Origin of the sequence: Streptomyces pacificus (assembly GCF_011766325.1) — a bacterium.
In the GTDB taxonomy this organism is placed as follows: Bacteria; Actinomycetota; Actinomycetes; order Streptomycetales; family Streptomycetaceae; genus Streptomyces; species Streptomyces pacificus.
In genome coordinates this window covers 119,865-139,642 of sequence record NZ_BLLG01000004.1, presented here as the reverse complement: position 1 = coordinate 139,642, position 19,778 = coordinate 119,865, and the positions used below count along the sequence as shown (strand labels likewise).

Annotated in this window: 18 protein-coding genes; 17 read left to right on the top strand and 1 reads right to left on the bottom strand. The window is 73.0% G+C overall.

Going from position 1 to position 19,778, the window contains the following annotated elements; all coding sequences use genetic code 11:
- The first annotated feature begins 253 nt into the window (after window positions 1–253).
- The 6 genes from nsdA (at window position 254) to ftsH (ending at window position 10,277) form a co-directional block, all read left to right on the top strand.
- Entirely contained in the window at window positions 254–1,726 is a 1,473-nt protein-coding gene (gene nsdA / locus SCWH03_RS08120) for a transcriptional repressor NsdA (protein WP_173263486.1), read from the top strand.
- A 378-nt stretch (window positions 1,727–2,104) separates the two neighbouring features.
- Entirely contained in the window at window positions 2,105–3,460 is a 1,356-nt protein-coding gene (locus tag SCWH03_RS08115) for an ammonium transporter (RefSeq protein WP_173263485.1), read from the top strand.
- The gene (locus SCWH03_RS08110; protein WP_173263484.1) at window positions 3,457–3,795 is read left to right on the top strand and encodes a P-II family nitrogen regulator; all 339 of its coding nucleotides are present in this window, start codon (window positions 3,457–3,459) and stop codon (window positions 3,793–3,795) included. The genes SCWH03_RS08115 and SCWH03_RS08110 overlap by 4 nt, the downstream gene beginning before the upstream one ends.
- Window positions 3,796–3,808: 13 nt before the next feature.
- Window positions 3,809–6,265, top strand: a complete 2,457-nt coding sequence (locus SCWH03_RS08105; RefSeq protein ID WP_173263483.1) for a [protein-PII] uridylyltransferase — start codon at window positions 3,809–3,811, stop codon at window positions 6,263–6,265.
- Between the two features lie 207 nt (window positions 6,266–6,472).
- Complete coding sequence (gene ffh, locus SCWH03_RS08100; RefSeq protein WP_173263482.1) at window positions 6,473–8,023, top strand: signal recognition particle protein; 1,551 nt, start codon at window positions 6,473–6,475, stop codon at window positions 8,021–8,023.
- A 331-nt stretch (window positions 8,024–8,354) separates the two neighbouring features.
- Entirely contained in the window at window positions 8,355–10,277 is a 1,923-nt protein-coding gene (gene ftsH / locus SCWH03_RS08095; RefSeq protein ID WP_173263481.1) for an ATP-dependent zinc metalloprotease FtsH, read from the top strand.
- An 87-nt stretch (window positions 10,278–10,364) separates the two neighbouring features.
- On the opposite strand, the gene SCWH03_RS08090 is transcribed toward ftsH, so the two are convergent.
- Window positions 10,365–11,222, bottom strand: a complete 858-nt coding sequence (locus tag SCWH03_RS08090; RefSeq protein WP_173263480.1) for a class I SAM-dependent methyltransferase — start codon at window positions 11,220–11,222, stop codon at window positions 10,365–10,367.
- Between the two features lie 886 nt (window positions 11,223–12,108).
- Between SCWH03_RS08090 and SCWH03_RS08085 the strand changes: the two genes are divergently transcribed.
- From SCWH03_RS08085 to SCWH03_RS08035, 11 genes are all read left to right on the top strand, one after another.
- Window positions 12,109–12,702, top strand: coding sequence for a hypothetical protein (locus SCWH03_RS08085; RefSeq protein WP_093653554.1), 594 nt, complete (start codon window positions 12,109–12,111; stop codon window positions 12,700–12,702).
- A 240-nt stretch (window positions 12,703–12,942) separates the two neighbouring features.
- Window positions 12,943–13,383 (top strand): 30S ribosomal protein S16, encoded by a 441-nt coding sequence (gene rpsP / locus SCWH03_RS08080; RefSeq protein ID WP_173263479.1) that lies wholly within the window; start codon window positions 12,943–12,945, stop codon window positions 13,381–13,383.
- 2 nt (window positions 13,384–13,385) lie between these two features.
- Window positions 13,386–13,625, top strand: a complete 240-nt coding sequence (locus SCWH03_RS08075; RefSeq protein ID WP_017947632.1) for an RNA-binding protein — start codon at window positions 13,386–13,388, stop codon at window positions 13,623–13,625.
- Window positions 13,626–13,703: 78 nt separating this feature from the next.
- Window positions 13,704–14,285 carry a ribosome maturation factor RimM gene (gene rimM / locus SCWH03_RS08070; RefSeq protein WP_173263478.1) on the top strand — a complete coding sequence of 194 codons (582 nt, stop codon included), beginning with the start codon at window positions 13,704–13,706 and terminating at the stop codon, window positions 14,283–14,285.
- Entirely contained in the window at window positions 14,285–15,106 is an 822-nt protein-coding gene (trmD, locus tag SCWH03_RS08065) for a tRNA (guanosine(37)-N1)-methyltransferase TrmD (RefSeq protein ID WP_173263477.1), read from the top strand. The genes rimM and trmD overlap by 1 nt, the downstream gene beginning before the upstream one ends.
- Before the next feature lie 138 nt (window positions 15,107–15,244).
- Complete coding sequence (gene rplS / locus SCWH03_RS08060; RefSeq protein WP_093653557.1) at window positions 15,245–15,595, top strand: 50S ribosomal protein L19; 351 nt, start codon at window positions 15,245–15,247, stop codon at window positions 15,593–15,595.
- 72 nt (window positions 15,596–15,667) lie between these two features.
- Window positions 15,668–16,435 carry a signal peptidase I gene (gene lepB / locus SCWH03_RS08055; RefSeq protein WP_173263476.1) on the top strand — a complete coding sequence of 256 codons (768 nt, stop codon included), beginning with the start codon at window positions 15,668–15,670 and terminating at the stop codon, window positions 16,433–16,435.
- The gene (lepB, locus tag SCWH03_RS08050) at window positions 16,428–17,567 is read left to right on the top strand and encodes a signal peptidase I (RefSeq protein WP_173263475.1); all 1,140 of its coding nucleotides are present in this window, start codon (window positions 16,428–16,430) and stop codon (window positions 17,565–17,567) included. The genes lepB (SCWH03_RS08055) and lepB (SCWH03_RS08050) overlap by 8 nt, the downstream gene beginning before the upstream one ends.
- Window positions 17,568–17,571: 4 nt before the next feature.
- A complete protein-coding gene (gene lepB, locus SCWH03_RS08045) occupies window positions 17,572–18,408 on the top strand; it encodes a signal peptidase I (protein WP_173263474.1) in 837 nt (278 codons plus the stop codon).
- Between the two features lie 51 nt (window positions 18,409–18,459).
- Window positions 18,460–19,245 carry a signal peptidase I gene (gene lepB / locus SCWH03_RS08040; RefSeq protein WP_173263473.1) on the top strand — a complete coding sequence of 262 codons (786 nt, stop codon included), beginning with the start codon at window positions 18,460–18,462 and terminating at the stop codon, window positions 19,243–19,245.
- Window positions 19,238–19,771 (top strand): NUDIX hydrolase, encoded by a 534-nt coding sequence (locus SCWH03_RS08035; RefSeq protein WP_173263472.1) that lies wholly within the window; start codon window positions 19,238–19,240, stop codon window positions 19,769–19,771. The genes lepB (SCWH03_RS08040) and SCWH03_RS08035 overlap by 8 nt, the downstream gene beginning before the upstream one ends.
- Window positions 19,772–19,778: the final 7 nt, after the last annotated feature.

The following is a 19,778-nucleotide window of genomic DNA, read 5'->3' as shown; positions in this document are numbered from 1 at the left end:
CGTTTCCGCGATCGCCATGGCGGGACCGGTGATCGTAGGATTACTTTCGGTGCGCGAGTGCGGGGCCCGCTCTTGACTCACGGGTATGCCGGAGGCGCGTCGGTTTCCCGTTCGAAGGGGGGCGATCGCCGGACGGACGGCCGCGACCCACGGCATTCTGCTAGGGGTTCGGACGCCGTTTCGCGGGGCAGGGCATCCCGGCGGGACCTCGCGGCGCGACAGGCAAGGACAACGAGCGGATGGGGGCGTTCCTGTGAGCGGCAGCGACGCGGACGGCAGGGGCGAGGGCAAGCGCCCGAACGGGCGGCTCGGCTCGTGGTTCGTACGCAGCGGCTGGTCGAAGGGCGAGCTGGCCCGGCAGGTCAACCGCCGGGCGCGGCAGATCGGCGCCCACCACATCAGCACCGACACCTCGCGTGTCCGCCGGTGGCTGGACGGCGAGCAGCCGCGCGAGCCCATCCCGCGCATCCTCAGCGAACTGTTCTCCGAGCGGTTCGGGACCGTCGTCGCCATCGAGGACCTGGGGCTCCGGACCGCGCACCAGTCACCCTCGGTGTCCGGAGTCGACCTCCCCTGGGCGGGCCACCAGACCGTGGAGCTCCTCAGCGACTTCTCGCGCAGTGATCTGATGCTGGCCCGCCGGGGGTTCCTGGGGACGTCGCTCGCGCTCTCCGCAGGGCCGGCCCTCGTCGAGCCGATGCAGCGCTGGCTGGTGCCCACCCCGCCGTCCCGCCCGGGGCCGGCCGACTCGGGGGGTGTCCGGCGCCCCTGCCGGCTCTCCAAGCCGGAACTCGACCTCCTCGAGTCCACGACCGCCATGTTCCGCCAGTGGGACGCCCAGTGCGGCGGCGGGCTCCGTCGCAAGGCCGTCGTCGGCCAGCTCCACGAAGTGACCGACCTGCTCCAGGAGCCGCAGCCGGCGGCCGTCTCCGGAAGGCTGTTCACCTGCGCCGCGGAACTGGCCGAGCTGGCCGGCTGGATGAGTTACGACGTGGGACTGCAGCCCACCGCGCAGAAGTACTTCGTGCTCGCCCTGCACGCCGCCAAGGAGGCCGGGGACAAGCCCCTGGGCTCGTACATCCTCTCGTCCATGAGCCGGCAGATGATCCACCTGGGCAGGCCCGACGACGCGCTGGAACTCATCCACCTCGCGCAGTACGGCAGCCGCGAGTGCGCGACCCCGCGCACACAGGCGATGCTGTATGCGATGGAGGCCCGCGCCTACGCCAACATGGGCCAGCCCAGCAAGACCAAGCGGGCCGTGCGGATGGCCGAGGACGCCTTCGCCGACGCGTTGGAGTCGCCTGAGCCCGAACCCGACTGGATCCGCTTCTTCTCCGAGGCCGAGCTCAACGGCGAGAACGCCCACTCGTACCGGGACCTCGCCTATGTCGCCGGCCGCAGCCCCATGTACGCCTCGCTCGCCGCGCCCGTCATGGAGCGCGCCGTCGAGCTCTTCGGCGAGGACGCCGAGCACCAGCGGTCGTATGCGCTCAACCTCGTGGGCATGGCGACGGTGCACCTGCTGAAGCGGGAACCCGAGCAGTCCACCCGGCTCGCCGAGCAGGCCCTGCACATCGCCAGGCGGGTGCGCTCGGAGCGGGTCAACACCCGGCTGCGCAAGACGGTCGACACGGCGGCCAGGGACTTCGGTGACGTACCCGAGGTCGTGTACCTCACGGATCTCATCACCGCACAGCTGCCGGAGACCGCGGAAGCGGTCTGAGCAGCCCGCCGCAGAACTCCGGCGCGACGGCCGCCCCTACCGCCCGACTCGGCTCCCCACGCCAGGTCAACCGGGTGGCCGTCGCGCCGGTCGGGTACCAGCGGAGGGTACGCGAGTGGCCCTCCCCCGACCCCTCGCTTCACGGGCGTGTAACACGCCCGCCCTCATCGTCACCGCGGTGAAACACCGTGCGGCATCGGCGGAAACCCCGGCGGGCCAACCTCGTGCCCCAGGGCGGGGCCGGCTCCCCGGGCTGCTGCTGCCGGGTCGCCGGGTCAAGCCGGGTCAAGCCGGCTCCGGAGACACCCGGCCGGGACCGGCCCGCCGGCAGCCAGGGCTCCCGCCCCGCACAGGCCGCACGACGACGAGGAGACGCCGATGCCCCCAGGCATCACGCTTGCCGCAGAAGCCCCCGGGCTGTCTGCCGCCAACACCGGTTTCATGCTCATCTGCTCTGCGCTGGTGATGCTGATGACGCCCGGCCTGGCCTTCTTCTACGGAGGCATGGTCCGCGTCAAGAGCACCCTGAACATGCTGATGATGTGCTTCATCAGTCTCGGGATCGTCACCGTCCTGTGGGTGCTCTACGGCTTCAGCCTCGCCTTCGGCACCGACTCCGGCTCCCTCGTCGGCTGGTCCTCCGACTACGTCGGCCTGAGCGGTATCGGGGTCGACCAGCTCTGGGACGGCTCCACCATCCCGGTGTACGTCTTCGCCGTCTTCCAGCTGATGTTCGCGATCATCACGCCCGCGCTGATCAGCGGCGCCCTCGCCGACCGGGTCAGGTTCACCGCCTGGGCCCTGTTCGTCGCCCTGTGGGCCACCGTCGTCTACTTCCCGGTCGCCCACTGGGTCTGGGGCTCGGGCGGCTGGCTGTTCGAGATGGGCGTCATCGACTTCGCCGGCGGTACCGCGGTCCACATCAACGCGGGAGCCGCGGCCCTCGGGGTGATCCTCGTGATCGGCAAGCGCGTCGGCTTCAGGAGGGACCCGATGCGGCCGCACAGCCTGCCCCTGGTGATGCTGGGCGCCGGCCTGCTGTGGTTCGGCTGGTTCGGCTTCAACGCCGGCTCATGGCTCGGCAACGACGACGGCGTGGGCGCGGTCATGTTCGTCAACACGCAGGTCGCCACGGCCGCCGCGATGCTCGCCTGGCTCGCCTACGAGAAGATCCGCCACGGCTCCTTCACCACGCTCGGCGCCGCCTCCGGCGCGGTCGCGGGACTCGTCGCCATCACCCCCTCCGGCGGCTCCTCCTCCCCGCTCGGCGCCATCGCCGTCGGTGCCGCGGCCGGCCTGCTCTGCGCCATGGCCGTGGGCCTCAAGTACCGCTTCGGCTACGACGACTCCCTCGACGTCGTCGGCGTCCACCTCGTCGGCGGAGTCGTCGGCTCGCTGCTCGTCGGCCTCTTCGCCACCGGCGGCGTCCAGTCGGACGCCAAGGGCCTCCTCTACGGCGGCGGATTCGAGCAACTCGGCAAGCAGGCCGTCGGCGTCTTCGCCGTGCTGGCCTACTCTCTGGTCGTCTCCGCGATCCTCGCCCTCGCCCTCGACAGGACGATCGGCATGAGGGTCGCCGAGGACGACGAGATCTCCGGCATCGACCAGGTCGAGCACGCCGAGACCGCGTACGACTTCAGCGGGGCGGGCGGCGGCGCCGACTCCCGCAGGACCGCCCCCGCACCCGCCGGAACCGGGGCAGCCGCACCGCAGACCAGGAAGGTGGACGCATGAAGCTCATCACCGCAGTCGTGAAGCCGCACCGGCTGGACGAGATCAAGGAGGCCCTGCAGGCCTTCGGCGTCCAGGGGCTCACGGTCACCGAGGCCAGCGGCTACGGGCGCCAGCGCGGCCACACCGAGGTCTACCGGGGCGCCGAGTACACCGTCGACCTCGTCCCCAAGATCCGGATCGAGGTCCTGGTCGAGGACGACGACGCCGACCAGCTCATCGAGGTGGTGGTGAAGGCCGCCCGCACCGGAAAGATCGGCGACGGCAAGGTGTGGAGCGTGCCGGTCGACACCGCCGTCCGCGTCCGGACCGGTGAACGCGGCCCGGACGCACTGTAGAAGGGAGTTCCGGGTGACGAGCGTCGACCCGACCACGGACACCGGGCGCCCGGGACCCGGCGGCTATGCGGCGGCCCGCCTGCGCCTCCTCCAGGAGGAGGGGCGGCCCGGCCCGCAGCGCCGCGCCGCGCTGGCCCGGCTCACCGACGACTGGCTCGCTGCGCTCTTCACCGCGGCCGTCAAGGACACCGGGGTACACGGCGCCGCCCTCGTCGCCGTCGGCGGCTACGGGCGCGGCGAACTGTCGCCCCGCAGCGACCTCGACCTCCTCCTGCTGCACGACGGCAACGCCGGACCCGGCGCGCTCGCCTCGCTCGCCGACCGGATCTGGTACCCGGTGTGGGATCTCGGGCTCGCCCTCGACCACTCGGTCCGGACCCCGGCCGAGGCCCGCCGGACGGCCGGCGAGGACATCAAGGTGCAACTGGGGCTGCTCGACGCCCGCGCCGTCGCCGGAGACCCCGGCACAGCCGCCGGACTGCGCACGGCCGTCCTCGCCGACTGGCGCAACCAGGCGCCGGGACGGCTCCCCGAACTCGGCGAGCTGTGCCGTGACCGCGCCGCACGCGAGGGCGAACTCCGGTTCCTGCTGGAGCCCGACCTCAAGGAGTCCCGGGGCGGCCTCCGGGACGCCACCGCCCTGCGCGCCGTCGCCGCGTCCTGGCTCGCCGACGCCCCCCGCGAGGGCCTGGCCGAGGCCCGCCGCGTCCTCCTCGACACCCGCGACGCCCTCCACCTCACCACCGGGCGGGCCACCGACCGGCTCGCCCTCCAGGAGCAGGACCAGGTGGCCCGGGCCCTCGGCCTGCTGGACGCCGACACACTGCTGCGCCAGGTGTACGAGGCCGCGCGGACCACCTCCTACGCCGCCGACATCACCTGGCGCGAGGTGAACCGGGTGCTCAGGGCCCGGTCCGCGCGGCGCCGGCTGCGCGGTCTCCGGGGCGGCCGCCGCCCGGACCCCGAGCGCACCCCGCTCGCCGAGGGCGTCGTCGAGATGGACGGCGAGGCCGTCCTGGCCCGCTCGGCCAGACCGGAGCGCGACCCGGTGCTGCCACTGCGCGCGGCCGCCGCGGCCGCCCAGGCCGGTGTGCCGCTCTCCCCGCACGCCGTACGCCACCTGGCCGCCGCAACCAAGCCCCTCCCCGTCCCCTGGCCCGCCGAGGCGCGGGAGGAACTCGTCACCCTGCTGGGAGCGGGCGAACCGACCGTGGCGGTGTGGGAGGCGCTGGAGGCCGAGGGACTGGTCACCCGGCTGCTGCCCGACTGGGAGCGGGTCCGCTGCCGGCCTCAGCGAAACCCCGTGCACACCTGGACGGTCGACCGCCACCTCGTCGAGGCCGCCGTCCGCGCCGCCGCGCTGGCCCGCCGCGTGGGCCGCCCCGACCTGCTCCTGGTCGCGGCCCTGCTCCACGACATCGGCAAGGGCTGGCCGGGCGACCACTCGGTGGCCGGCGAGACCATCGCGCGCGACGTCGCCGCCCGCGTCGGCTTCGACCGGCAGGACACGGCGGTGATCGCCACCCTGGTGCGCCACCACCTGCTGCTCGTCGAGACCGCCACCCGGCGCGATCTGGCGGACCCGGCGACCGTGCGGGCGGTCGCGGACGTCGTCGGCACACCCGGCACACTGGAGCTGCTGCACGCACTCACCGAGGCCGACGCCCTGGCGACCGGGCCGGCGGCGTGGTCGGCCTGGCGCGGATCGCTCGTCGCGGACCTGGTCAAACGGGTCGCAGGAGTCCTCTCGGGGCAGGGCCCCGAGGAACCGGAGCCCGCCGTGACCAGCGCCGAGCAGGAGCGCCTGGCCATCGAGGCGCTGCGCACCCGCGGACCGGTCCTCGCCCTGCGCACCGCCCCGGGCGGGACCCCGCGCACGGACGGCGAACGCGAGCCCGTGGGGGTCGAACTCCTCGTCGCCGTGCCCGATCAGCGGTCGGTGCTGCCGGCCGTGGCCGGCGTGCTCGCCCTGCACCGGCTCACCGTCCGCGCCGCCGACCTGTGCGCGGTCCGGCTCCCCCCCGAGGCGGGGCCGGGGAGCGTCCTCCTGCTGAACTGGCGGGTCGCCGCCGCCTACGGCTCGCTCCCGCAGGCCGCCCGGCTGCGCTCCGACCTGGTGCGGGCCCTCGACGGCTCGCTGGACGTGACGGCCCGCCTCGCCGAGCGGGATGCCGCGCACCCGCGCAGGCGGGGGGTCAAGGCGCCGCCGCCGAGGGTCACCGTGGCCCCGGCGGCGTCCCGGCTGGCCACGGTCATCGAGGTCCGCGCCCAGGACGCTCCCGGGTTGCTGCACCGGATCGGCCACGCCCTGGAGTCCGCGGCGGTCTGCGTGCGCAGCGCCCGGGTCTCGACCCTCGGAGCGAACGCCGTGGACGCGTTCTACGTCACGGGCCCCGGGGGAGCCCCGCTGCCGCCCGAGGAGGCCGTGGCCGTGGCACGCGCCGTGGAGGCCGCGCTGCGGACCGGCTGAACGCCCCGGACCCGGGCGGGGCCCCGCCGCACCCGCCCGGATGTCCCCTCACCGGCCGGTGGACCCACCGGCGGACGACTGCACCGGCGGACGTGACCCCGCCGGCGTCCTGTCGCGTGCCGGGGGGCAGACCCCATCCCAGGCGGCCGGATACCCTTGGGTGGCATCCGTCCGCCCGCCCCCGAGACCCGAGGATCCGCGACCACCGTGTTCGACACCCTCTCCGACCGCCTTGCCGCGACATTCAAGAACCTCCGGGGCAAGGGCCGCCTGTCCGAGGCCGACATCGACGCCACGGCACGGGAGATCCGTATCGCGCTGCTCGAGGCCGATGTGGCGCTGCCCGTCGTGCGCGCCTTCATCAAGCAGGTCAAGGAGCGCGCCCTCGGCGCCGAGGTGTCCCAGGCGCTGAACCCGGCCCAGCAGGTCATCAAGATCGTCAACGAGGAGCTCGTCGGCATCCTGGGCGGCGAGACCCGCCGCCTGCGCTTCGCCAAGCAGCCGCCCACGGTGATCATGCTCGCGGGCCTCCAGGGCGCCGGCAAGACCACGCTGGCCGGCAAGCTCGGCCGCTGGCTCAAGGGCCAGGGCCACTCCCCGCTGCTCGTCGCCTGCGACCTGCAGCGCCCCAACGCGGTGAACCAGCTGGCCGTCGTCGCCGAACGCGCGGGCGTCGCGGTCTTCGCGCCCCAGCCCGGCAACGGTGTGGGCGACCCGGTGCAGGTCGCCAAGGAGTCGATCGAGTACGCCAGGTCGAAGGTCCACGACGTCGTCGTCGTCGACACCGCGGGCCGGCTCGGCATCGACCAGGAGATGATGCGGCAGGCCGCGGACATCCGTGACGCGGTCGGCCCCGACGAGGTCCTCTTCGTCGTCGACGCGATGATCGGCCAGGACGCGGTCAACACCGCGGAGGCGTTCCGCGACGGCGTCGGCTTCGACGGAGTGGTGCTGTCCAAGCTGGACGGCGACGCCCGCGGCGGTGCCGCGCTCTCCATCGCGCACGTCACCGGCAAGCAGATCATGTTCGCTTCGAACGGCGAGAAGCTGGACGAGTTCGACGCGTTCCACCCGGACCGCATGGCGTCCCGCATCCTCGGCATGGGCGACATGCTGTCGCTGATCGAGAAGGCCGAGCAGACCTTCAGCCAGGCCGAGGCCGAGAAGATGGCGGCCAAGCTGGCGAAGGGGCCCAAGGAGTTCACGCTCGACGACTTCCTGGCCCAGATGGAGCAGGTCAGGAAGATGGGATCCATCTCCAAGCTGCTCGGAATGCTGCCGGGCATGGGGCAGATCAAGGATCAGATCAACAACATCGACGAGCGGGACGTCGACCGGACGGCGGCGATCATCAAGTCGATGACGCCCGCTGAGCGCACCGACCCGACGATCATCAACGGCTCGCGCCGGGCCCGCATCGCCCGCGGCTCCGGTGTCGACGTCAGCGCGGTGAAGAACCTGGTGGAGAGGTTCTTCGAGGCCCGCAAGATGATGTCGCGGATGGCCCAGGGCGGCGGTATGCCGGGCATGCCGGGCATCCCGGGCATGGGCGGCGGCCCGGGGCGCCAGAAGAAGAAGCAGAAGCAGGCCAAGGGCAAGCAGCGCTCCGGCAACCCGATGAAGCGCAAGGCCGAGGAGCAGGCCGCCGAGGCGCGGCGCCGGCAGGCCGGCCAGGGGAGCCCGTTCGGCCTCCCGGCGGGCGGGCAGGGCGCTGAGGACTTCGAGCTCCCGGAGGAGTTCAGGAAGTTCATGGGCTGACATGGGCTGACCGGCCCGGCCGCCGACCGGCCGCCGGCCGGGCGCCGTCGGCGGAATCCGCGGCGCCCGGACGCCGAGGGCGACCTGCGGCGTGCACCCGACCCGGCGGCCGGGTTCGGGGCGGACCCGTTCCGAGGGGCCTGGCGCATCGGGCGACGGTATCGCCGGCACCCGGGGCCCCGTGATCACCCGGTCGCGGGGCCCCGGCCGCGCCGCACCCCGGCCGGCGGGAAGACCCGTCCCACCGCGTCCCGCTCCGGGTGGCAGCGGGTCCTGTTCTGTGCGCTCATGGGCAGAGATCGGGAGCAGCCGAGGGACCGGAGGGCAGGCCGTGGCCAATTCCGTACCTCCGCGCGACCGCACCGACCAGCCCTGGCGCTCGGAGGGGGCACCGCCGTCCGCACCGCCGCGCAGAAGGCCGCCCGGCGGCTGGATCGGGCTCGCCGCCTCCGCCGCGGCCCTCTTCCTCGTCGCCTACGGGATTCTGTCGTACTTCGCCGGGGGTGGCGAGCAGACGATCTCGTACACCGAGTTCGGCAAGCAGGTCGAGGCGGGCAACGTCACCAGGATCTACGCCAAGGGCGACACGATCGAGGGGGAGCTGAGGGCCGGGCAGCCGATCCCCGACGGCGAGGGCGACTACACCACCTTCCGCACCCAGCGGCCGGAGTTCGCGGAGGACGACCTCTGGCAGCAGCTGAGCCGGAAGGGTGTGACCGTCACGGCCGAACCGGTCGTCGTCCAGCGCAGCCTGCCGGCCAACCTGCTGCTCTCCCTCGCGCCGATCGCGATCCTCGTGCTGCTCTGGGTGGTTCTGGCGAGACGTCTGGGGCCACGGCTGGGCGGCGGCCCACTGGGCCGCAAGGCGCCTCCGCGCCCCGTGGAGCTGGAACCCCACCGGCGCACCACCTTCGCCGACGTGGCGGGGATCGACGAGGTCCAGGGCGAGCTGGACGATGTCGTCGACTTCCTCAAGAACCCCGATGTCTACCGGGCCATGGGTGCGCGCATGCCCGGCGGCGTCCTGCTCGCCGGTCCGCCGGGCACCGGCAAGACGCTGCTCGCACGGGCCGTGGCGGGCGAGGCGGGGGTGCCGTTCTTCTCCGCGTCCGCGTCGGAGTTCATCGAGATGATCGTGGGCGTCGGGGCATCCCGCGTCCGCGAGCTGTTCGCCGAGGCCCGCAAGGTCGCTCCGGCCATCGTCTTCATCGACGAGATCGACACCATCGGACGGGTGCGCGGAGGGGGCGCGACCGTCGGCGGGCACGACGAGCGGGAGCAGACGCTCAACCAGATCCTGACCGAGATGGACGGCTTCACCGGATCGGAGGGCGTCGTCGTCATCGCCGCGACCAACCGCGCGGACGTCCTCGACCCCGCGCTCACCCGGCCCGGGCGCTTCGACCGGATCGTGCACGTCAGCCCGCCCGACCGGGCGGGCCGCGAGGCGATCCTCAGGATCCACACCCGGGACATCCCGCTCGCCTCCGGCGTCGACCTGGCGCAGGTGGCCCGGACGACACCGGGCATGACGGGTGCCGAACTGGCCAACCTCGCCAACGAGGCCGCGCTGCTCGCCGTCAAGCGGCGCCAGGGCCGGGTGACCCAGCGGGATCTCTCCGACGCACTGGAGAAGGTGCAGCTCGGCGCGGAGCGCGCGCTGGTGATGCCCGAGGGGGAGCGCCGCAGGACCGCCTACCACGAGAGCGGTCACGCCCTGCTCGGCATGCTCCAGCCGGGCGCCGACCCCGTCCGCAAGGTCACGATCGTCCCGCGCGGCCGGGCCCTGGGCGTCACCCTCTCCACCCCCGACGCCGACAAGTACGCGTACACGGAGGAGTACCTGCGCGGCAGGGTCATCGGCGCGCTCGGCGGCATGGCGGCGGAGCACGTCGTCTTCGGGATCGTCACCACCGGTTCGGAGAACGACCTGGAGCAGGTGACCCGGCTGGTCAGGGGCATGGTCGGACGCTGGGGGATGAGCGAACGGGTCGGCCGCTTCACCGCGGTGCCCGGGGACGGCCAGGAGCCGTACGGGCTCGCCGCGGCCCCGGCGACGCTGGACGCGGTGGACCATGAGATGCGCAGGATCGCGGAGGAGTGCTACGAGAGCGCCTGCCGGCAGCTCCGCGACAACCGCGACCGGCTGGACGCGCTGGCCGAGGCACTCCTGGCCGCCGAGACGCTGGACGAGGAGGAGGCGTACCGGGCCGCGGGCATCCCCCGGCTCAAGAAGGAAGCGAACGGCCACTGAGCGCCGTCGCGGATCCGCTGCCGCAGGGAAGGCGCTCTCATGCGCCCGCCGTCAGGGGCCGCCGTCGTCACCGCGTGCATCGACTCCTCAGGGCGTACGGGCTATCAGATACCGGAAGACGTTCGGCATCCACACCGTCCCGTCGGCCCGCACATGGGGATGGAGCGCCTCCTCGACCTCCTTCGCCACCTGCGCCGGGTCCGTCGCCCGTACCGCAGCGTCGAAGAGGCCGGTCGACAGCAGACCGCGAAGCGCGCTGTCCGGATCCGCGTAGCCGAAGGGGCACGACACCCGGCCTGAACCGTCCGGGCGTATGCCCGCCCTGGACGCCACGTCCTCCAGGTCGTCCCTGAGCGTCGGCCGCCAGCCGCCGTCCGAGCGCAGCCGCTCGGTCAGCCTGCTCGCCACCCGCAGCACGGCCGAGGTGGCGCATCGCTCGGGCGGACCCCAGCCCGCGAGCACCACGGGGCTGCCGCGTTCGGCAAGCGGAACCGCTGCCTCCAGTGCGGGCACCAACCCCTCGGAGTCGCCGGCCGTGCACCCGATCGGCTGAAAAACCGTGATCATGTTGAACCGCGGGCTGCGAGGACCGGCGGCCTCCTCCGGCCCGCCCTCGACCACCCGGACGCAGGGCGGGGCCCCCGACCCGGGGTGCTCCGGCCCGGAGTCGAGCCGCTCGCGCGCCAGCGCCGTCCTCGCCCGGTCCGTGTCGACGCCGGTGACGCTCGCGCCGCGTCCCGCGGCCATCAGCAGGGCCAGGCCGGAGCCGCAGCCGAGGCCGAGTACACGGGTGCCGGGGCCGACCTCCAGATGCTCGTACACCGCCTCGTACAGCGGCGCCAGCATCCGTTCCTGGATCTCGGCCCAGTCGCGGGCGCGTCTCCCGGTGTCCGCCGGGGGCGCCGAGGAGGTGCGAGGGTGGTGCGGGACGAGCGTAGGTGTCATCGAAAGCGCCCCAATCCGCCGAGAGGTCAGTCTTGCCCTGCTGGACAGCCCCCGTGTCGTATCGCTCGCGCCCCCCGTATGCCAGGGAACTGCGCTTCGCCCGGTACGTCCAGAGGCCGCACCGCAATGGCTCGGATGCCCCGGTCGTGCCTCCCGCGCGCCCGGAGTCTTTCCGCATCCAGAGTGCCGCTCCCCCGTGATTCCCGCCATGCAGAACCGCGGGTCCCCGCGCGGCGGGCGCCTTCCGCCGGCCCCCGGGCCCCGCCGCGACGCCGGGTCAGGGCCCGAGCCCACCGGGCCCCCGAGCCGCCGGCCCCCGGGTCCAGAGCCCGAAGGCGGGTGGCGCGGCGCCAGGGACTCCGGCCGGGGGCCCTCACCGATGCCCGCACCAGCGGGGCAGCCTTCGGCGGATGTCCGGGGCGGCGGGGGTGCCGGAAGTCTGCCGCCCCCGGCGGCGGGTGCGGTTTTGGCCCGGGGCCCGGCCGCGGTGCGGCGGGCATCCGGCGGACAGGGGCGGGTGCCCGGGTCCTGCTGCCCTCCCGGTACGCTCGCGAACGTGCCGCGACTCCGGACGGACGCGGCACCCCGAACCCGCCGGGCGCGGCGCGGAAGGCGGGGCGGCAGGCGCGGCGCCGGCGGCGGCATGCCCCTGCCGGGGGCGTCCGCACCGGCGAGCGGCTCCCGGAGCCGTGCATGGGTCCCGGCCGGTGCCGGGTTGCCGCGTGGACGCGGACTACGTACCACCTTGTGGTGAGCTGCGAGGCTCCTCCGCAGATCAGCGCAGCCGCCCGCGTGTGGATGCATCGAGGGCAACTGACGGGTACGTGCAAATTATTTGAGATGCCCCGGAATGGAACCCGGGGAGCGTCCGGCTCGTTGTCACGACGTGAGCACGACACCACCTGTTCTCGCCGCAGAGCTGGCACAGGCGTGGGCCGACATTCAGCGGCACCACCCCGAGCTGCCCGATCTTGCCGCGCCAGAGTCACTGATCGGAGAGTCCTCGTCGGCCTGCGGGCACGAACTCTCCTTCGAGCGACTGCTCCACGAGGCAGTCCACGGCATCGCCGCCGCCCGAGGGGTCCGCGACACCTCGCGCGCCGGCCGCTACCACAACCGCCGGTTCCTGGCGATCGCCGAGGAGATGGGCCTTGACCACCCGGAGGAGCCGCACCCCAGCAGCGGCTTCTCGCTGGTTACGCTCACCCCCGAGGCGAAGCGGAGGTACCGGCCGACCATCGAGCGGCTGCAGCGCGCTCTCGCCGCGCACACGGTCGCCACCGCATCCGACACCAAACGGACCTTCCGCGGCCCGGCGGCCCGCCACGGCTCCTCCGGCGGCGGGGTCCGGGTCAAGGCGGTCTGCGACTGCGGCAGAAACGTCCGGGTGGTCCCCTCGGTCCTCGCCCAGGCCCCGATCGTCTGCGGTGGCTGCGGCAAGCCGTTCCGGATCCCGGAACCGGTGGCGGCGGCGAGCTGAGCGGGGTGCCGCACCCGGCCGCACCCTGCCGCACCCCGAGTGCCGGCCGGGCCGGCCCGAGGCCGCCCGGCCTCGGGTCAGCCGGGCGGTCGTCCGTGTGGCACAATGTCCAGCTGTACTCGACAGTCGCACAGGACCCCTCTCTCCTCCGGCTGACGCGTCCATCGGGCCATCGGGTACCGCAACCCCACGCGGCATCGCGTTGTGCCCCACCACGTCAAACCAGGAGATCCCACTCCCGTGGCAGTCAAGATCAAGCTGAAGCGTCTGGGCAAGATCCGTTCGCCTCACTACCGCATCGTCGTCGCCGACTCCCGTACCCGCCGTGACGGCCGGGCCATCGAGGAGATCGGTCTGTACCACCCCACGTACAACCCGTCGCGCATCGAGGTCGACTCGGAGCGCGCCCAGTACTGGCTCTCCGTCGGCGCCCAGCCGACCGAGCCGGTCCTCGCGATCCTGAAGCTCACCGGCGACTGGCAGAAGCACAAGGGTCTGCCCGCCCCGGAGAAGCCGCTCCTCGCCCCGGCCACGAAGGAAGAGAAGCGCCGCTCCTTCGACGAGTTCGCCAAGGCTCTCGAGGGCGAAGAGGGCAAGGGTGAGGCCATCACCCAGAAGTCGAAGAAGACCGAGAAGAAGGCGGACGCGGCCGAGGCCCCCGCCGAGTCCACCGAGGCCTGAGCATGCTCGAGGAGGCTCTCGAGCACCTCGTGAAGGGCATCGTCGACAATCCCGAGGACGTGCAGGTCGCCTCGCGCAATCTGCGTCGCGGCCGGGTGCTGGAGGTCCGGGTGCACCCCGACGATCTCGGTAAGGTGATCGGCCGCAACGGCCGCACCGCGCGCGCCCTGCGCACCGTCGTGGGCGCCATCGGCGGCCGCGGTATCCGTGTCGACCTCGTCGACGTGGACCAGGTCCGCTGAACAGTTGATCACCGGCGCGGGCCGGGGAGGGCCGGTCGGCCCTCCCCGGCCCGTCGTCGTACGACAGGAGCTTTGAGCGTGCAGTTGGTAGTCGCACGGATCGGCCGCGCCCACGGAGTCAAGGGCGAGGTCACCGTCGAGGTGCGTACCGACGAGCCGGAACTGCGGCTCGCCCCCGGAGCCGTGCTGGGCACCGAACCGGCCTCCGCGGGCCCGCTGACCATCGAGACGGGCCGGGTGCACAGCGGCCGGCTGCTGCTGCGCTTCGAAGGCGTCCGGAACCGCGACGGCGCCGAGGCGCTGCGCAACACCCTGCTGATCGCGGAGATCGACCCGGAGGTGCTGCCGGAGGAGCCCGACGAGTACTACGACCACCAGCTCATGGACCTGGACGTGGTGCTCGCGGACGGCACGGAGATCGGCCGGATCACGGAGATCTCCCATCTGCCGTCGCAGGACCTCTTCATCGTCGAACGGCCCGACGGGAGCGAGGTCATGATCCCGTTCGTCGAGCAGATCGTCACCGAGATCGACCTGGCCGAGCAGAGGGCGGTGGTCGACCCGCCCCCCGGCCTCGTCGACGACCGTGCGGAGACCGCCTCGCGGCAGGACGCGGAGGGCGCCCCCCGGCGTGACGCGGACACCGAGGACGGGCACTGATGCGTCTCGACATCGTCACCATCTTCCCCGAGTACCTGGAGCCGCTGAACGTCTCGCTCGTCGGCAAGGCCCGGGCACGCGGGCAGCTCGACGTCCACCTCCACGACCTTCGGGACTGGACGCACGACCGGCACAGCACCGTCGACGACACCCCGTACGGCGGCGGACCGGGCATGGTCATGAAAACCGGCCCCTGGGGCGAGGCGCTGGACGAGGTCCTCGCCTCCGGCTACGAGTCGGGCGCCTGCGCACCCGCGCTGGTGGTGCCGACCCCGAGCGGCCGCCCGTTCACCCAGGAACTCGCCGCCGAACTGGCCGGGCAACCCTGGCTGATCTTCACCCCGGCACGTTACGAGGGCATCGACCGCCGCGTCGTCGACGAGTACGCGACCCGCATACCCGTACATGAGCTCTCCATCGGCGACTACGTGCTGGCCGGGGGCGAGGCCGCCGTCCTCGTCATGACGGAGGCCGTCGCCCGGCTGCTGCCCGGCGTCCTCGGCAACGCCGAATCCCACCGCGACGACTCCTTCGCGCCCGGCGCCATGGCGGACCTCCTGGAGGGGCCCGTCTACACCAAGCCGCCGCTCTGGCGCGGCCGCGGCGTACCGGACGTGCTGCTCAGCGGCCACCACGGCAGGATCGCCCGATGGCGCAGAGACGAGGCCTTGCGCCGGACCGCCCGGCACCGGCCGGACCTGATCGAGCGCTGCGACCCGTCCGCGTTCGACAGGAAGGACCGGGAGACCCTCTCCGTACTGGGCTGGGCGCCGTCCCCCGACGGCCGATTTTGGCGCAGGCCGCAGGCCGTGGAAGAATGAGCCGCTGCCGTTCGTCCGGCGTGCGCCCCTGCCACGGGGGGACACGACGCCCGCCCCGACGCCGCGGCTCCTCCTTCCTCGTCCCTCATCCCGGATACCGTCGATGACCTGTGGCATCGGCGAAGAAAGCAGACGAACATGTCGCATGTGCTCGACGCCGTCAACGCCGCCTCGCTGCGGACCGACCTCCCCGCCTTCCGCCCCGGTGACACCGTGAACGTCCACGTCCGCGTCATCGAGGGCAACCGCTCCCGCATCCAGCAGTTCAAGGGCGTCGTCATCCGCCGCCAGGGTTCGGGCGTCAGCGAGACCTTCACGGTCCGCAAGGTCTCCTTCTCCGTCGGCGTCGAGCGCACCTTCCCGGTGCACAGCCCGATCTTCGAGAAGATCGAGCTGGTCACCCGCGGCGACGTCCGCAGGGCCAAGCTGTACTACCTCCGTGAGCTGCGCGGCAAGGCCGCGAAGATCAAGGAGAAGCGCGACAACTGAGCCACGGCTCACACCCGCGCCCTGCTGAGGCCTCATACGGTTCTTACGGCGGCCGGATAGCATCTGGCCCCGATGGACACCGAAGCACTGCACACGGAGCGCGACCCCTCTTCCGCCCCCGGGACCGACGGACCCGGCGCCGGAGAGGGGTCGCGCTCCGCGCATGTCTCCCGGTGGCCCGGCCGGCGCCGGGTCGCTGTCCTCGGAGCCGCCTGCGCTGTGTTCCTGCTGCTGCTCAGCCAGTTCGTGATGCAGCCGTTCCTGATCCCCAGCACCTCGATGCAGCCCACCCTCGAGGTCGGCGACCGGGTGCTGGTGAACAAGCTGGCGTACCGGTTCGGTTCCGACCCGGGGCGCGGTGACGTGGTCGTGTTCGACGGCCGGGGGTCCTTCCTGCCGGAGGACACGGGAGAGAACCCGGTCAGCGCGGCCGCCCGGGAAGGGCTCTCCGCGCTGGGGCTCACGGAACCGCCCGACACCGATTTCGTCAAACGGGTGGTGGGCGTGGGCGGCGACCGCGTGGTCTGCTGCGACAAGAGGGGAAGGCTCGAGGTGAACGGCGTAACCGTCGACGAGAGCTACCTGTACGCCGGTGAGGCCGCGTCGCATGTGCCCTTCGACATCGTCGTACCGCGGGGCACCCTGTGGGTGATGGGCGACCACCGCAGCAGGTCGCGCGACTCCCGCGACCATCTGGGCGAGCCCGGCGGGGGCACGGTGCCCCTCGAGAGGGTGATCGGACGCGCGGACTGGATCGGCTGGCCGGCCGGCCGCTGGTCCACGCTGCCGGCGACCGGCGCCTTCGACCGGGTGGCCGCGCCGGACGGCGCCCATGGGTAGCCGAGGCCGGCGCGCGAGCCACCGGGCCGACACCAGGCTGCCCACCGGCACCCGGCCCACCGACGGCGGCCGGATGCTGCCCGGGCGGGCCGAGCGGCGCAGGCTCGCCAGGAGGGTGAGGAGGCGGCGGCAGCGCTCGGCGGTCAAGGAGATCCCGCTGCTGATCACGGTGGCTCTGGTGATCGCCCTGGTGCTCAAGACGTTCCTGGTGCAGGCGTTCGTCATCCCCTCCGGCTCGATGGAGCAGACGATCCGCATCGACGACCGCGTGCTGGTCGACAAGCTGACGCCGTGGTTCGGCTCCAAGCCCGAGCGCGGCGACGTCGTCGTCTTCAAGGACCCCGGCGGCTGGCTCCAGGACGAGCAGACGCCGCGGCGGGACGACCCGATCGTCGTCAAGCAGGTCAAGGACGTGCTGGCCTTCATCGGCCTGCTGCCGAGCGACGACGAGCAGGACCTGATCAAGCGGGTCGTCGCCGTCGGCGGCGACTCGGTGAAGTGCTGCGACCAGGACGGCAGGGTCACGGTCAACGGCGTGCCGCTGGACGAGCCGTATCTGAACCCGGGAAACGCTCCCTCGAAGCTGCCGTTCGACGTGCAGGTCCCCGAGGGCCGGCTCTTCGTGATGGGCGACCACCGGTCGAACTCGGCCGACTCACGGTTCCACCTCGACGAGGAGTACAGCGGCACCGTCTCGGAGGAGGGGGTCGTCGGGCGGGCCGTCGTCATCGCCTGGCCGTTCGACCACTGGCGCAAACTGGAGGAGAGGGGGACGTACGTCTCGGTCCCCGATGCGCGCGCCGGGACGGCCGCCGCGGCCGATCCGTCGCATAGTCTGTCCTTTCGGGATCGCGAAGGAGTGGTCCTGCTCCCGAGCCCTGCGGAACTCCCGCTCGTTATGGGAGTGGTGGGCCTGCGCCGTCTCGGGCGCGGGCGGTCGCACGGAGTGAGGAGTGGATGTGGGGGATGTGGCGGTAGGCGCGCGGTCCGGACACGGGGAGCCCGAGGAGCGGCCGGAGCAGTATCCGAGGCCCTCCCCCGGTTCCGGTGGCTCCGGCGGCCTTCCCCCGCAGGGCGGCGGCGGTTCCGGAGGCGGTCAGGCGGCGGGCGGCGGCGGTTCCGGAGGCGGTGAGGCGGTGGGCGACGGCGGTTCGGGGAACGAGGCGGCGGGCGACGGCGGTTCGTCCGGTACCGGCGGGAGCAAGCAGCGGTCCTTCTGGAAGGAACTGCCGCTGCTGGTCGGCATCGCGCTGGTGCTCGCGCTGCTGATCAAGACCTTCCTGGTGCAGGCGTTCTCGATTCCGTCCGACTCGATGATGGACACGCTGCAGCGCGGCGACCGGGTGCTCGTCGACAAGCTGACCCCCTGGTTCGGTTCCGAGCCCGAGCGCGGCGAGGTCGTGGTCTTCCACGACCCGGGCGGCTGGCTGGACGACACCGTCACCCCCGAGCCCAACGCGGTGCAGTGGTTCCTGAGCTTCATCGGCCTGATGCCGTCGTCGGAGCAGAAGGACCTGATCAAGAGGGTCATCGCCGTCGGCGGTGACACCGTCTCCTGCAAGAAGGGGGGCAAGGTCATGGTCAACGGCAAGGCCCTGGACGAGACGTCGTACATCCGCCCGGGCAGCACCCCGTGCGACGACGAGCCGTTCGGACCGATCCAGGTGCCCGAGGGCCGGATCTGGGTGATGGGCGACAACCGGGACAACTCCCTGGACTCCCGCTACCACCAGGAGCTGCCCTACGAAGGAACGGTCAGCAACGAGGACGTCGTGGGGCGGGCCGTGGTGGTGGCCTGGCCGTTCGGCCGCTGGTCCACCCTGCCCGTTCCGGACACCTTCGACCAGTCGGGGCTGAACGCGGCGGCGCTGACCGGGGGGACCGCGGCGTCCGGTGCGCTTGCCGCGGCGGGTGCGCTGCCGGTCGTGCTCGTCCGGCGCAGGAGACTGACCCGCGGGCGAACCGGCGGGTAGGGTGCCGCTCGGATCAGCGATCGCCGGTCCCGGGACACAGGGGGCGCTGCGATGAGCGGAACAGGGCGTACGGACGGCGGCCGCGGCCGCCTCGGCAGCGTGTTGTCGGGGCTGGCCTCGGCCGTCGGCTGCGTGCTCTTCATCGGCGGCTTCGTCTGGGGGGCGCTGCTCTACCGGCCGTACACGGTGCCGACGCACTCGATGTCCCCGACCATCGCGCCCGGGGACCGGGTGCTCGCGCAGCGGATCGACGGCTCCGAGGTCCGGCGCGGGGACGTCGTCGTCTTCGCCGACCCCGTGTGGGGGGACGCCCCGATGGTCAAGCGCGTGGTCGGGGTCGGCGGGGACGAGGTCGCCTGCTGCGACGGCGCCGGCCGGATGACCGTCCGCGGCAGGGCCGTGGAGGAACCGTATCTGCGCGGCGACGGGCCGGCCTCACCGATAGGCTTCACCGTCTCGGTGCCCGAGGGGAAGCTCTTCCTCCTGGGCGACGAGCGCTGGACCTCCGTGGACTCCCGTTCGCACCTCCAGGAGGCCGGCCAGGGCACGGTGCCCGCGGGAGCGGTCAGCGCCCGGCTGGACGCCGTCGCCTGGCCGCTCGGCGGAGTCCTGGAACGGCCGCGGGGCTTCGCCGCGCTGCCGGGGGGGATCTCCGACCCGGGGCCCATCCGGCCGATTCTGGCGGCGGTGACGCTCGGTGCCGTGCTGGTCCTCGGCGGGGCGGCGTGGGGACCGGTGGCCGGGCTGGCCGCCCGGTGGCGGGCCGCCGGGGGGACCGGGGCGACCGGGGGGACCGGGGCGACCGGCGCGACCGGGGGGAGGACGGGGGATGGCTGAGCGGCCGGGGCGCGGTGAGGGATCCGGGAGCGCCGCGGACGGACCCGTGGCGCGCCGGGTCTCCCGGGTGGTCCTGCTCGATCCAGACGACCGCGTGCTGCTCCTGCACGGCTTCGCGCCGGACGACCCGGGAGATCACTGGTGGTTCACGCCCGGTGGCGGGGTCGAGGGCATGGAGTCCCGGGAACAGGCCGCGCTGCGTGAACTGGCCGAGGAGACGGGGATCACCGCGGTCGAGCTGGGGCCGGTGGTCTGGCAGCGGGAGTGCTCCTTCCCGTTCGACGGGCGCCGCTGGAACCAGGACGAGTGGTACTACCTGGCGCGCACCCGGCAGACGGCGACCAGTCTGGCGGGGCTGACCCGGCTGGAGCGGCGCAGCGTGGCCGGGTTGAGGTGGTGGACCTGCGCCGAACTGTCCGCGGCCCGTGAGACGGTGTACCCGACCAGGCTCGCCGAGCTGCTGGGCACGCTGCTCGACGAGGGGCCTCCGAGTGCGCCCGTGGTCCTGGCCCGGGAAGTCGCCTAGGGGCGCG